The sequence below is a fragment of the Streptomyces xanthochromogenes genome, from assembly GCF_014650455.1.
Taxonomy (GTDB): Bacteria; Actinomycetota; Actinomycetes; order Streptomycetales; family Streptomycetaceae; genus Streptomyces; species Streptomyces xanthochromogenes.
Genome location: NZ_BMUZ01000002.1, coordinates 121,435 through 135,326 on the forward strand (window position 1 = coordinate 121,435; position 13,892 = coordinate 135,326).

Annotated in this window: 12 protein-coding genes; 6 read left to right on the plus strand and 6 right to left on the minus strand. The window is 70.1% G+C overall.

Features of this window, described 5'->3' with window-relative positions; all coding sequences use genetic code 11:
• Positions 1-291: 291 nt before the first annotated feature.
• From IE267_RS04385 to IE267_RS04405, 5 genes are all read right to left on the minus strand, one after another.
• Entirely contained in the window at positions 292-978 is a 687-nt protein-coding gene (locus IE267_RS04385) for a response regulator (protein WP_268251524.1), read from the minus strand.
• Entirely contained in the window at positions 975-2,279 is a 1,305-nt protein-coding gene (locus IE267_RS04390) for a sensor histidine kinase (protein WP_189762226.1), read from the minus strand. The genes IE267_RS04385 and IE267_RS04390 overlap by 4 nt, the downstream gene beginning before the upstream one ends.
• Before the next feature lie 216 nt (positions 2,280-2,495).
• Positions 2,496-3,362 carry a DUF4429 domain-containing protein gene (locus tag IE267_RS04395; protein WP_189762227.1) on the minus strand — a complete coding sequence of 289 codons (867 nt, stop codon included), beginning with the start codon at positions 3,360-3,362 and terminating at the stop codon, positions 2,496-2,498.
• A gap of 117 nt (positions 3,363-3,479) precedes the next feature.
• Positions 3,480-4,691 carry an alpha/beta hydrolase gene (locus tag IE267_RS04400; RefSeq protein WP_167153481.1) on the minus strand — a complete coding sequence of 404 codons (1,212 nt, stop codon included), beginning with the start codon at positions 4,689-4,691 and terminating at the stop codon, positions 3,480-3,482.
• A gap of 201 nt (positions 4,692-4,892) precedes the next feature.
• Complete coding sequence (locus tag IE267_RS04405; protein WP_229860706.1) at positions 4,893-5,546, minus strand: TetR family transcriptional regulator; 654 nt, start codon at positions 5,544-5,546, stop codon at positions 4,893-4,895.
• A gap of 116 nt (positions 5,547-5,662) precedes the next feature.
• On the opposite strand from IE267_RS04405, the gene IE267_RS04410 reads away from it, so the two are divergent.
• Positions 5,663-7,261 carry an MFS transporter gene (locus IE267_RS04410; protein WP_189762228.1) on the plus strand — a complete coding sequence of 533 codons (1,599 nt, stop codon included), beginning with the start codon at positions 5,663-5,665 and terminating at the stop codon, positions 7,259-7,261.
• A 193-nt stretch (positions 7,262-7,454) separates the two neighbouring features.
• Positions 7,455-7,823, plus strand: a complete 369-nt coding sequence (locus IE267_RS04415) for a peptidase inhibitor family I36 protein (protein ID WP_189762229.1) — start codon at positions 7,455-7,457, stop codon at positions 7,821-7,823.
• A 424-nt stretch (positions 7,824-8,247) separates the two neighbouring features.
• Here the strand turns inward: IE267_RS04415 and aceE are convergent, their stop codons facing one another.
• Positions 8,248-10,980, minus strand: a complete 2,733-nt coding sequence (aceE, locus tag IE267_RS04420) for a pyruvate dehydrogenase (acetyl-transferring), homodimeric type (RefSeq protein ID WP_161247991.1) — start codon at positions 10,978-10,980, stop codon at positions 8,248-8,250.
• 440 nt (positions 10,981-11,420) lie between these two features.
• On the opposite strand from aceE, the gene IE267_RS04425 reads away from it, so the two are divergent.
• From IE267_RS04425 to IE267_RS04440, 4 genes are all read left to right on the plus strand, one after another.
• The gene (locus IE267_RS04425) at positions 11,421-11,843 is read left to right on the plus strand and encodes a DUF3052 domain-containing protein (RefSeq protein WP_161247989.1); all 423 of its coding nucleotides are present in this window, start codon (positions 11,421-11,423) and stop codon (positions 11,841-11,843) included.
• 114 nt (positions 11,844-11,957) lie between these two features.
• Positions 11,958-12,416 (plus strand): peroxiredoxin, encoded by a 459-nt coding sequence (locus IE267_RS04430; RefSeq protein WP_100576725.1) that lies wholly within the window; start codon positions 11,958-11,960, stop codon positions 12,414-12,416.
• Between the two features lie 173 nt (positions 12,417-12,589).
• A complete protein-coding gene (locus tag IE267_RS04435; protein WP_161247987.1) occupies positions 12,590-13,165 on the plus strand; it encodes a TerD family protein in 576 nt (191 codons plus the stop codon).
• Positions 13,166-13,256: 91 nt separating this feature from the next.
• Positions 13,257-13,832: a TerD family protein gene (locus IE267_RS04440; protein ID WP_161247985.1), complete on the plus strand. Its 576-nt coding sequence runs from the start codon at positions 13,257-13,259 to the stop codon at positions 13,830-13,832.
• Positions 13,833-13,892 lie beyond the last annotated feature (60 nt).

Here is a 13,892-nt window from a genome sequence, read left to right on the forward strand (position 1 = left end):
CCCGTCATGGGGGTCCCCCCTGGCCCTTGAGGCCTTGGGGGAGTTTGAGGACGAGCGCCGTTCAGGCGCGATCGGGGGTGCAGGGGGCGGAGTCCCCGCCCGGGGTCTGGGGCGCAGCCCCAGGGCTCAGCTCATCCAACCCGCTGCACGGGATGGGGGTCCCCCCTGCTCATTAAGAGCTTGGGGGAGGGTGGGCAAACCCCCGGGGTCTGGGGCGGAGCCCCAGGGGCCGGGGTCCTCCAACCCCGAGTCACGGGCGGGCGGGTGGGCAGAGCCACCAGGGGGTCGGGGCTAGCCCGGGTTGCCGGGGCGTACTACTTCCGCCTCGTAGGCGAAGATCACTGCCTGGGCCCGGTCCCGGAGGCCGAGCTTCGCCAGCACCCGCCCGACATGCGTCTTCACCGTCTGCTCCGCCAGTACCAGCCGCCCCGCGATCTCCTGGTTCGACAGACCCCGGGCGATCAGTTCGAGCACCTCCGTCTCGCGCGGGGTCAGCCCGTTGAGCCGGAGCGACACCGCCCCCCGCCGCGGCGCCGGCCGCTGCGCGGCGAAGTCCGCGATGAGGCGCCGCGTCACGGACGGCGCGAGCAGCGCCTCGCCCGCCGCCACGACCCGTACCGCCCCGATGAGATCCGCGGGCGGCGCGTCCTTGAGCAGGAACCCCGACGCCCCCGCGCGCAGCGCCTCGTACACGTAGTCGTCGACGTCGAAGGTGGTCAGCATGAGCACCTTCGGGCGGTGCACGACCCCCGCCGGCGGGTCCAGGATCTCCCGGGCCGCCGCGAGCCCGTCCATCTCGGGCATGCGGACATCCATCAGGACGACGTCGGGGTGGGTGGCGCGGGCCACGGCCACTCCCTGGCGGCCGTCGGGCGCCTCGCCCACCACGTCGATGTCGGCCTGCGCCGAGAGCAGCGCGGCGAACCCCGCCCGCACCATGGCCTGGTCGTCGACGATGATCACGCGGATGGGGCTCAACTGGCTTCCTTCGGGCGGGAGTTCACGGGTGGCGGGGCGGACGCCGATGCGGTGTCCAGGGGCAGGCGGGCCGCGACCCGGAAGCCGCCGTCCGGCAGCGGTCCGGTGTCCAGCGACCCACCGGTCAACCGTACGCGTTCGCGCATGCCGACCAGCCCGTGCCCCGTCCCCGCGGACTCCAGGGGCGAAGTGCGGCCCGCGGCGGGGCCGTTGACGACGACCACCGTCAGATGCCGCCCGTCGCCGGTGACGGAGACGCGGGTGGGGGCGCCCGGCGCGTGCCGTACGACATTGGCGAGCGCCTCCTGCACGATCCGGTACGCCGACAGGTCGACCGCGGGTGGCAGCGCGGGCAGGTCCGCGGCGAGCGAGAGCGTGGCGGGCTGGCCGGACCGTACGGTCGCCTCGATGAGCTGCTGGAGGCGGTCCACGCCGGGCTGGGGCGCCCGCTCGCCCCCGTCCCCGCCGCTCCCGTCGCTGCGGAGCACCGCGAGCAGCCGCCGCATCTCGCTCAGCGACTCCCGGGCGCTGGAGGCGATGGACGCGAACTCCCCGCGGGCCGCCTCGTCCAGCCCGGTCAGCCGGTACGGCGCCGAGTCGGCCTGCACGGTGATCACGGACATGTGGTGGGCCACCACGTCGTGCAGTTCGCGCGCGATCCGGGCGCGCTCCTCCAGGAGGGTGCGCTGCGCGCGCTCGGCCCCGCTGATGGTCTCCTGCTCGGCGAGCAGCCGCTCGGCCTCCTCGCGCCGGTGCACGGCGCCGGTGAAGGCCAGCACCACGCCCGCCAGGACGATCAGCAGGACGTAGGTACTGGTGGAGCCCTTCGGCGGGAAGACGCCGAGGGCGAGGCCGGCCGCGCCGGTCACCAGCCACACGGTGACGAGCGTGCGGGTCCGCTCGCGCAGCCCGAGGGCCGCCATGAGCGCGAGGTAGCCGACGATCACCGTCGGGGTCCACGGCCAGGCACGCGCGGTCGTGTCGGCCCCGTACAGCAGGAGCGCGCCGAGCACGTCGAAGACGAGAACGATCACCCACGCCTGGAGCGGCCGGGTCACGGCGAGCAGCAGCGGAACCGTCTGGCCCACTCCGAGCGCCCCGGCCCAGCCGCCACCGAGCCGGTAGTCGTTGGCGAGGACGGTGATGGTGACCGGCAGCAGCGCCGCCACGAAGCCGCCGGCGACGACGTACGGGCTCCACCGCTGCCAGCGCCTGGGCGCCCGCGAGAACAGGGGCCGGGTGTCCTCGGCCGGGGGCCGCAGCAGGTCGAGTGCGCGGCGCGAGAGAGGTGTGATCTTCATGGCCCGGCCAGCCTAGGCAGGGCCGGGCCATCCACGCGTCATACCGGAGTGCCACCCGCACCCCGGACCTGGGTATCACCGTCCCCGCCCTGGGTATCGCGGTCCTCGGTCTCGGGTATCGCGGCTCCCCACTCGCGCCCAGCCCCCAGCTCGCCCGCCCCGCCTCCGACGACGAGTCGGTCGTCGTCCCCGGCCCCGTCGGGCCCGCGCACACGCCTACAGTTCCGCCAGCAGCTCCGCCTTCTTCGCGGTGAACTCGTCGTCCGTGACCAGCCCCGCCCGGTGCAGGTCACCGAGGTGGCGGATCCTTTCCGCGATGTCGGCGGGGTCGCGCCGGCCCGCCGCGACCGGTACCGCCTGCAGCGGGATCGAGGCCCCGCCCCCGCCCCGTACCGCCGCGAGGACCGCGGCCGCGAACGGCAGCGACTCGTGCACGGGCCCGTACCCGAGGCCGAAGACCACGGACGCCGGGTCGCGGTCGGCCTGGGCGGGGCCGTCGTCGGCGTCCCGGCGCAGCAGCCGCAGATGGCCGTCGAAGACTTCGGGGGAGCGCCACTCGACACCGCTGAGGGCGGTGATCGGGAAGGTCTGGTCGCCCGCCTTCCACTTCTCCGACGAGGCGCCCGTCCAGAACCAGCGGAACGTGACCTGCCGCCCGTCGAAGCCGGCCCTGCCGTCGTACGCCTTGAAGTTCAGCGGGGTCCCGGGCGGGTCCACCAGATGGCGGTCGGCGGGTTTCGAGGCGTACGGCACCAGAGCGGTGCGCAGCTCGTCCGCGTAGTACTCGGCGAGCGTCTCGCGTTCGGCGGGCAGGACCAGACGGTAGGGGTCGCAGGCCTCCTTCAACTGGCCCGCCGCGGCATCCATCAGCGGGTCGGCGCCCGGTCTCGGCACCGCGTGCAGCACCACGGTGCCGCGTTTGCCCTGGGACAGCGACACCGACTCCAACGCCTCGTGGGGGATGCGTCGTTCGCGCAGCGCCTGGAACAGCTTCGGCGCGCGTATCCCCCGTTCGAAGCGGATGAGCACGGAGTCGGACTCGAACTCCCAGGTGGCATGAATTCCGGCCAGCACATCACCCATGCGCCTCATCGTAGGCGGCGCGCGCCCGCGCGTCCCCCCTCGGAGGGAACCTCGTCGGCACGCGGGTGTCCGGGCGATCACACGGTGTCTACGCGTGTCCGCCCGTCGATGTGCCCGTCAAGCCGCCGTACGGTCGGAAATTCCGCTGCCGCAGTCGGCGTCGTAGGCGGCGCAGCCGACCGTCTTGTACGCGCCAACTCCGATGGCGGCGAAGTTGGCGAGGCTCTGCGTGCCGGGTTCGAAGTACCCGGTGTGGCCGATGGCTCCCGAGGCGGACAGGATCCGGGCGCCGAAGGCGGACGAGACCGGGTCGGCGCCGTGGCCGAGCCCCGCCACGTCCAGGTACGGCACGTCCTGGATCCAGTCGTCCTTGTCGCGCATCGCCCACACCTGGGCCCCGGTGCCCAGCTGGGCGGCGTTGCGCACCCGCATGCCGGGGCTGCCGGCCACCGCGATGTCGCTCACGCGGGGCGGCAGTTGACGTGAGGAGACCCCGCACACCACCGAGCCGTAGCTGTGGCAGAACAGCTCGACCGAGGACTTCCCCGGCAGCGCGCCCACCATGGCGGAGAGCCGCACGGCGCCGTCCTCGGCCAGTCGGCCGATGGCCGCGTCCACCCCCAGACCGGCCGGCGCGGTGTAGTCGGCCCAGGCGATCACGGCGGTCCGGGTCTTCGGCGCGGCGGCACGCTCGGCCGCGTACAGCGACTCGGCCATGCCGACGGGGGCGGTGTTGCTGCGGCTGCTCTTCTCGAAGGTCAGGACGTTGGTGTCGACACCCGGGACGATCACCGAGACCCGCTGGGCGTGGTCCAGGTCACCGAAGACCTCCGCGACCCGGCCGGTGTCGGCGGGGTCGAAGGCGAGGATCTGGCGGCCGTCGTCGAGCAGTGAGTCGAACCGGTGCATCCGGCGGCCCGCGTCCTGGCGGCCGTCGGCGGTGAGCCGGGGGTCGACCATGCGTTTCTGCTCGACCGCGCGAGCTTCCGCGAGCGCGACCCGATTGGCCCGGTAGCGCAGGGGTACGGGAGCACCGTTGAGGTTGCCGACGACCAGCGGGTAGTGATCGGCGAGCCGATCGCGCTCGGGGGCGGTCAGCGAGCCGAAGAACTGGGCCAGCACCGTGGCCTTGGCGTCCGCCTTCGGCAGCTTGTGGCCGTCTATCGTGTCGCGCGCCCAGGCGGCGAGGGCCTTGGCACGGGGCTCGGAGTCGCCGGAGTGGCCGCGGATCGCCGTCCAGCCGGAGGTCGCGAGCATGACGAACACGACGGCGAGCGCGAGCAGCGCGCGCCAGGCGTTCAGCGTGGGGGAGGAGTCGAAGGAAGTCACTGCTGACCACAGTAGGAGACCCTGAAGGTCCACTGGGCTGACAGTGACTCAGATCACGTTTGAGCGGGGAGTGGTCTCACCAAGAGCGCGCGCGGGCGCACGCTCCGTACGTCCGGCGGCCGATTCGGCCCCCCCTGATGCCACCCCTCGCCCGGGCGCACGGCCTCCCTCGCCCGGGCGCACGGCCTCCCTCGCCCGGGCTCAAGCGCGCCAGTCGTCGGCCAGCGCCGGGCCGAGGTGGTCGAGGTAGCCGGCGGTCAGCTCGCGGATCGCCGCCACGCTCGGGTCCTCACCCTGCCCCCAGAGCCCGCCCGCGACCCGCATCACCCCGGTGAAGGCGGCCACGGCCACCCGGGGCCGGGGATCGGCGTCGATGTCGAGGCCCTCGCGCTCGGCGATGAGCCGGGCGATGTGCTCCTCCAGCTCCGCCGAGCGGCGCAGGTGGACCGCGAGCAGCGCGGGCGTCGACTCGATCACCTGGTACGTCCGCATGTAGAGCGTGACCGGCACCACGGGCGAGAGCCGCTCCTCGATGGTGTCCCAGGCCGAGAGCACCGCCCGGCGCATCGCCGTGAACGGGCCCTCGGCGGACGGCCGTTCGCGCAGCGCGTCGACGAAGTGCCACTCCACCGTGTCCTGGGCCGCGAAGACCACGGCCTCCTTGTTGGCGAAGTAGCGGAAGAAGGTGCGCTGGGAGACGTCGACGGCATCCGCGATCTCGTCGACCGTCGTCTGCTCGTACCCCTTGGTGGTGAAGAGCTCCAGGGCCACCCGCAACAGGGCGTCACGCGTGCGCTGCTTCTTCAGCTCGCGCAGGCCGCCCGCGGATGCAATCGGCCGCTGCTCCACCGTCACTTCGTGGTCCTCTTTCGGTCAATTTGGCGTATTCAGTCTAGCTGTGAGCTACGTGACAGTTGCCGACTTGTGAAATGGTTTGTCAACTGTCAGTGGCTGACACTAGCCTCGATCGCATGACTAGTCAGACCACCGTCGAAAAGGCGCCACAGGACGAGATACCGGCGCCGGCCAAGGGGCTGCGCGGCCACCCTTGGCTGACGCTCTTCGCCGTGGCCATCGGCGTGATGATGGTCGCGCTCGACGGCACCATCGTGGCGATCGCGAACCCCGCCATCCAGCACAACCTCGGAGCCTCGCTCCAGGACGTGCAATGGATCACCAACGGCTACATGCTGGCCCTGGCCGTCTCCCTGATCACCGCGGGCAAGCTCGGTGACCGGTTCGGGCACCGCCAGACCTTCCTCATCGGCGTCGTCGGCTTCGGTGCCGCCTCCGGGGCCATCGGCCTCTCCCACAGCGTCACCTACGTCATCGTCTTCCGCGTCCTGCAGGGCCTGTTCGGCGCGCTGCTGATGCCGGCCGCGCTCGGGCTGCTGCGCGCCACCTTCCCGGCCGAGAAGCTGAACATGGCGATCGGCATCTGGGGCATGGTCATCGGCGCCTCCACCGCGGGCGGCCCGATCCTCGGCGGTGTGCTCGTCGAGCACGTCAACTGGCAGTCGGTCTTCTTCATCAACGTGCCGGTGGGCCTGATCGCCCTGGTCCTCGGCCTGCTGATCCTGCGCGACCACCGCGCCGAGAACGCCCCGAAGTCCTTCGACATCCTCGGCATCGTGCTGCTGTCGGTCGCGATGTTCTGCATGATCTGGGCGCTCATCAAGGGCTCGGAGTACGGCTGGGGCAGCGGCAGGACCCTCGGGTTCATCGCCGCCGCGGTGATCAGCTTCGTCCTCTTCGCCTTCTGGGAGACCAAGGTCAAGGAGCCGCTGATTCCGCTCGGCCTGTTCCGGTCCGTGCCGCTGTCCGCGGGCACGATCCTGATGATCCTCATGGCGTTCGCCTTCATGGGCGGCCTCTTCTTCGTCACCTTCTACCTGCAGAACGTGCACGGCATGTCGGCCGTCGACAGCGGTCTGCACCTGCTGCCGCTCACCGGCATGATGATCGTCGCCTCGCCGATCGCGGGCGCCCTGATCACCAAGCTCGGCCCGCGCGTCCCGCTGGTCGGCGGCATGGTCTGCACCGCCGTCGCCATGTTCGGCATGTCCCGCCTCACCATCGACACGGGCACCGTCACCATGTCGATCTGGTTCGCCCTGCTCGGCATGGGCCTGGCCCCGGTCATGGTCGGCGCCACCGAGGTCATCGTCGGCAACGCGCCGCTGGAGCTGTCCGGTGTCGCGGGCGGTCTCCAGCAGGCCGGCATGCAGGTCGGCGGCTCGCTCGGCACCGCGGTGCTCGGCGCCGTGATGTCCTCCGAGGTCACCTCCAAGCTCCCGGACAACTGGGCCGCCGCCAAGCTGCCGCCCATGACGCCCGGGCAGACCTCGGACCTGTCCAAGGCCGTCGAGGTCGGCCTGGGCCCGGTCCCGCCGAACACTCCGCCGGAGATCGCGGCCAAGGTCGCGGGCGTCGCGCACGACACGTTCGTGTCGGGCATGAGCACGGCCTTCACCGTCGCCGGCATCGTCGCGGTCCTGGCCGCCGCGGTCGCCATGTTCACCAAGCGCGGTGCGAACGCGCAGGAGGGCGCGGGCGTGGGTCACATCTGATCCCGTCAACTCCCGTACGCGAAAGCCCCGCCGGCCATGATCCGGCGGGGCTTTCACCTATTCGGATGGTTGTGCGCGGGTTGCCCCGCGACGCGGAACCGTCGGCGTGCGCCGCCCGTTTTCCGATTCCAACCGATCGAATTCCAACCGATCGGAATCCAACTGATCGCATCACCACGGGGGTTGACCGCTCATGCGCACCACGACGACCACACTCGCCCTGCTCGCCGCCACCGCCTTCCTGCTGCCCGCCGCCGTCCCGGCCACCGCCGCCCCGCGCATCGGCGACTGCGCGCCGGGCGAGCTGTGCCTGTGGGCGAAGGCCGCCTTCAAGGGCCCGCGGCAGGTGTACGACCTGACGCGCATCGACGTCGAGAGCTGCACCGCGCTGCCCCCGGGCACCGACGTCCAGTCCCTCGCCAACCGCACGGGCCGCCCCGTCACCGCCTATCAGTCCGACGAGTGCCAGGAGACGGCCGAGTTCGACACGTATCCCGGCGGTGGGACCTGGGTGCCCCAAGTTCCTTACCGGGTACGGGCGTTCAAGGTGTGGGAGAGCTGAGACGTGGTACCCGTTGCAGTGAGGCCGAGCCGACCAGGCTCGGGCAGTGATGATGGCGGGCTTCGGACACAGCACCCATACGCGCAGGACCCCCGGTCACGGAACCGCATGTGGCCCCGGACCGGGCCGGACCGCGCGACGCCGGATCATCCGACCGCGCCCTGACCGGTAAAGGGTGGCAGGCCCCCCAAGGGGCCTGCCACCCTCCGACTCTCCACGCGGGGCCACCTACCGGGCCGCGAGCAAACGCAACGCCGGACCACCTACCAGGGGCGCGGGGCTGTGACATGTGCGGCTCCGCCGCGTGGGCGCGACCAGCCACGAACGACCCGCACCCGACAATCAGCACGCGGAAGCGGTGGGGCCCAGGGAAAAACCCCGCAGCACCCACCGCACCCCGCACTGCGCAGCCCAGCAGCCGCGACTACGCGTCGCCGCCCGCCGCACCGGGGTCGGCCGCGGTCACGTCCAGCAGCCGGTACCGATCGACCGCCTGCTTCAGGGCGGACCGGTCGACCTTCCCCTCCCGGGCCAGCTCCGTGAGAACGGCCAGCACGATCGACTGCGCGTCGATGTGGAAGAAGCGCCGGGCCGCACCCCGCGTGTCCGCGAAGCCGAACCCGTCCGCGCCGAGCGACTGGTACGTTCCCGGCACCCAGCGCGCGATCTGGTCGGGAACGGCCCGCATCCAGTCCGACACGGCCACGAACGGACCCTGCGCGCCCTGGAGCTTCTGCGTGACGTAGGGGACGCGCTGCTCCTCCTCGGGGTGCAGGAGGTTGTGCTCCTCCACCTCGACGGCCTCGCGGCGCAGCTCGTTCCAGGAGGTCGCGGACCAGACGTCGGCCCGGACGTTCCACTCCTCGGCGAGGATGCGCTGCGCCTCGATCGCCCACGGCACGGCCACGCCGGACGCCATGATCTGGGCCGGGATGGAGCCCGAAGTGCCCGCGCTGTAGCGGTGGATGCCCTTGAGGATGCCGTCCACGTCGACGTCCGCCGGCTCGGCCGGGTGCTGGATCGGCTCGTTGTAGACGGTGAGGTAGTAGAAGACGTCCTCGCTGTCCGGGCCGTACATCCGGCGCAGACCGTCCTTGACGATGTGCGCGATCTCGTAGCCGAACGCCGGGTCGTAGGCGACACAGCCCGGGTTGGTCGAGGCCAGCAACTGCGAGTGCCCGTCGGCGTGTTGGAGACCCTCACCGGTCAGCGTCGTACGTCCGGCGGTCGCGCCGAGGACGAATCCGCGCGCCAACTGGTCGGCCATCTGCCAGAACTGGTCGCCGGTGCGCTGGAAACCGAACATCGAGTAGAAGACGTACACCGGGATGAGCGGCTCGCCGTGCGTGGCGTACGCCGAACCCGCGGCGATCAGCGACGCGGTGCAGCCGGCCTCGGAGATGCCGTCGTGCAGCATCTGCCCGGTCGGCGACTCCTTGTAGGCGAGCAGCAGTTCGCGGTCCACCGCCTCGTACTGCTGGCCCAGCGGATTGTAGATCTTGGCGCTCGGGAAGAACGCGTCCATGCCGAAGGTGCGGTACTCGTCCGGGGCGATCAGCACGAAACGCTTGCCGATCTCCTTGTCCCGCATCAGGTCCTTCAGGATGCGGACGAACGCCATCGTCGTGGCGATCGACTGCTGGCCCGAGCCCTTCTTGGCGACCGCGTACGTCTTGTCCTCGGGCAGGGCCAGCGGCTTCGAACGCACCACACGGGTCGGCACGTAGCCGCCGAGCCCGAGCCTGCGGTCGTGCATGTACTGGATCTCCTCGGACTTGCGTCCGGGGTGGTAGTACGGCGGCGCGCCGGACTCCAGCTCCTGGTCCGTGATCGGGATGTGCAGCCGGTCCCGGAAGCCCTTGAGGTCGTCGACCGTCAGCTTCTTCATCTGGTGGGTCGCGTTGCGGCCCTCGAAGTTCGGGCCGAGCGTCCAGCCCTTGACGGTGTGCGCCAGGATCACGGTCGGCTGGCCCTTGTGCTCCTTGGCCGCCGCGAATGCCGCGAAGATCTTCTTGTGGTCGTGGCCGCCGCGCCCGAGGTGCAGGATCTGCTGGTCGGTCATGCCCTCGACCATGGCGCGCAGCCGCTGGTCGTCACCGAAGAAGTGGTCCCGGATGTACGAGCCGGTCTCGGTGGCGTACGTCTGGAACTGGCCGTCCGGGGTGGTGTTCATCCGGTTGACCAGGATGCCGTCCCGGTCCTGGGCCAGCAGCGGGTCCCAACTGCGGTCCCAGATCAGCTTGATGACGTTCCATCCGGCGCCGCGGAACTGCGACTCCAGCTCCTGGATGATCTTGCCGTTGCCGCGCACCGGGCCGTCGAGGCGCTGGAGGTTGCAGTTGACGACGAAGGTCAGGTTGTCCAGGTTCTCGCGGGCCGCGATGGACAGCTGGCCGAGCGACTCGGGCTCGTCCATCTCGCCGTCGCCGAGGAACGCCCACACGTGCGACTTGGAGGTGTCGGCGATGCCGCGCGCCTGCATGTAGCGGTTCATCCGCGCCTGGTAGATCGCGCCGAGCGGGCCGAGGCCCATCGAGACGGTCGGGAACTCCCAGAAGTCCGGCATCAGACGCGGGTGGGGGTAGGACGAAAGGCCGTACGGGGCCTTCGACTTCTCCTGCCGGAAGGCGTCGAGCTGCTGCTCGCTCAGCCGGTCGAGCAGGAAGGCGCGGGCGTAGATGCCGGGGGACGCGTGGCCCTGGAAGAAGATCTGGTCGCCGCCGTCGCCCTCGTCCTTGCCGCGGAAGAAGTGGTTGAAGCCCACGTCGTACAGCGAGGCGGAGGAGGCGAACGTGGCGATGTGGCCGCCGACACCGATGCCGGGGCGCTGGGCCCTCGACACCATCACGGCCGCGTTCCAGCGGGTCGCGTTGAGGACCTTGCGCTCGATCTCCTCGTTGCCGGGGAAGAACGGCTCGTCCTTGGTGGCGATCGTGTTGACGTAGTCCGTGCTGCGCATCTCGGGCACGGCCACGCGCTTCTCGCGGGCCCGCTCGATCAGCCGGAGCATCAGATAGCGGGCTCGTTCCCGGCCGCGCTCGTCGACGGCGGCGTCCAGGGAGTCGAGCCACTCCTGGGTCTCTTCGGGATCGAAGTCCGGGACCTGGCTCGGCAGGCCGCCAATGATGATCGGGTTGCGATCGGATCCGGAAGCCACGCTGTTCCTTCACTGTCGGGGGGATGCGGAAGACAGCCAATTCTGCGCCGCATCCCATCGTGTACCGCTGGGGCGCAAACGTCATCTCTACTGAGAGGTAACTGAGAGGTAACCGTCACCGGAGCAGGAAGTAGGCTCAGGGCCTGGACGGGTCGGGCCAAATCGCAACCTTACGCTCAACCCGGCCACCAGTTCCCGAAGGGTGTTCGGCCCCGATTGGAGTACCCAAAGGAACACAACGGTGCAAACAGTCACCAATGGTGTGGGATGAATCACCGGCGGGGATGCGGATGTCCCTGAACACGGCCACACTGGCCCCCAAAGGGCGGGTTCGGGGGCCGGGTACTTGCGAGATTCGTCCCGCCCGTGTGGACTACGCCCAATGCCGCGCGCATGCGCGCGGCTGCAGAACTTACCGAATCAAGATCAGGAGGCAAGCCGTGAGCGCGACCGCGGACCACGCGGAGGAGCGGACCAACCCGGCCATGAGGCTGGGGTTCGAGCCCGGACAGGTGGTCCAGGAGATCGGTTACGACGAAGACGTCGACCAGGATCTCCGCGAGGGCATCGAGTCCCTGATTGGCCAGGATCTCGTCGATGAGGACTACGACGACGTCGCCGACGTCGTACTGCTGTGGTTCCGCGACGAGGACGGCGACCTTACGGACGCCCTGGTGGACGCCATCGGTCTCCTTGAGGACGGTGGCGCGGTCCTGCTGCTGACCCCGAAGACGGGCCGCGACGGGTACGTCGAGCCCAGTGACGTCAACGATGCCGCGCAGACCGCCGGCCTGTCGGCGGCCAAGAGCGTCAGCGTGGGCAAGGACTGGTCGGGCACGCGCCTGAAGTCCCCCAAGCGCTGATCCCTCCTCACGCCCCACAGGGCCCCCTCAGGCACAGCCTGAGGGGGCCCTGTGCATAGGGGGGTGCGTAGGGTGGGTGCCACCAGATCGGCCCATTGAAGGGAAGGCGTTTCCATGGCTATCGAGGTCGGCACCAAGGCCCCGGAGTTCGAGCTCAAGGACAACCACGGGCGGACCGTGAAGCTCAGCGACTTCCGCGGCGAGAAGAACGTGGTGCTGCTCTTCTACCCGTTCGCCTTCACCGGCGTGTGCACGGGCGAGCTGTGCGAACTGCGCGACAACCTGCCGAAGTTCGTCAACGACGACACCCAGCTGCTCGCCGTCTCCAACGACTCCATCCACACCCTGCGCGTCTTCGCCGAGCAGGAGGGCCTGGAGTACCCGCTGGTCTCCGACTTCTGGCCGCACGGCGAGGTCAGCCGTGCCTACGGCGTCTTCGACGAGGACAAGGGCTGCGCGGTGCGCGGCACCTTCATCATCGACAAGGAGGGCGTGGTCCGCTGGACCGTCGTGAACGGCCTTCCGGACGCACGCGACCTGAACGAGTACCTCAAGGCGCTCGACACCATCTGACCTGCTCGACCCGGGTGTACCACCGGCCGGCGACCGGCCGACACCGCGTGATCATTCGGCCGAATCGTCTGTTTGACCCGGGAACCGGTTACTAGGATCCATTCGTTGATCCGATGCCAACGCACGACGGGGACGCTGACCAAGCCGGCCCCCTCACACCATTGGGAGGACTCGTGGGAGTCAGCCTCAGCAAGGGCGGCAACGTCTCGCTGACCAAGGCCGCCCCCAACCTGACCGCGGTCATCGTCGGTCTGGGCTGGGACGCACGCACCACCACCGGGGGTGACTTCGACCTGGACGCCAGCGCCCTGCTGACCAACGACCAGGGCAAGGTCACCAACGACTCGAACTTCGTGTTCTTCAACAACCTCAAGAGCCCCGAGGGCTCCGTCGAGCACCAGGGTGACAACCTCACCGGTGAGGGCGAGGGCGACGACGAGGTCATCAAGGTGAACCTGGCCGCCGTTCCGGCCGACGTCGCCAAGGTCGTCTTCCCGGTCTCGATCTACGAGGCCGAGAGCCGCCAGCAGTCCTTCGGCCAGGTCCGCAACGCCTACATCCGCGTGGTGAACCAGGCGGACAACAGCGAGCTGGCCCGCTACGACCTGAGCGAGGACGCCTCGACGGAGACCGCGATGGTCTTCGGCGAGCTGTACCGCAACGGCGCGGAGTGGAAGTTCCGCGCCATCGGCCAGGGCTACGCCTCGGGCCTGCGCGGCATCGCGCAGGACTTCGGCGTCAACGTCTGAGCCGATCCGCTCCTCCGTCCGGCGCCGCACCCCTGTGGTGCGGCGCCGGACGCGCTCACCACCTGTTCCACTTCTCGGGGAGGACACGAACATGGGCGTCACGCTCGCCAAGGGAGGCAATGTCTCCCTCTCCAAGGCCGCACCGAACCTCACCCAGGTGCTCGTCGGTCTCGGCTGGGACGCGCGCTCCACCACCGGAGCCGACTTCGACCTCGACGCCAGCGCCCTGCTGTGCGCGAACGGACGGGTGCTCGGCGACGAGTACTTCGTCTTCTACAACAACCTCAAGAGCCCCGAGGGCTCGGTCGAGCACACCGGCGACAACCTGACGGGCGAGGGCGAGGGCGACGACGAGTCGCTCATCGTCGACCTGACGCAGGTGCCCGCCGCCTGCGACAAGATCGTCTTCCCGGTCTCGATCCACGACGCGGACAACCGCGGCCAGACCTTCGGGCAGGTCGCCAACGCCTTCATCCGCGTCGTCAACCAGGCAGACGGCCAGGAGCTGGCCCGCTACGACCTGAGCGAGGACGCCTCGACGGAGACAGCGATGATCTTCGGCGAGCTGTACCGGTACGGCGGCGAGTGGAAGTTCCGTGCGGTTGGTCAGGGGTACGCATCGGGTCTGCGGGGCATCGCTCTAGACTTCGGGGTCAACGTCTCCTAAAGAGATCGCCCGGTTGCGTTCAAATCGAGTGCCGGCCGGGGCGTTCCCTTCCGGGGGTCC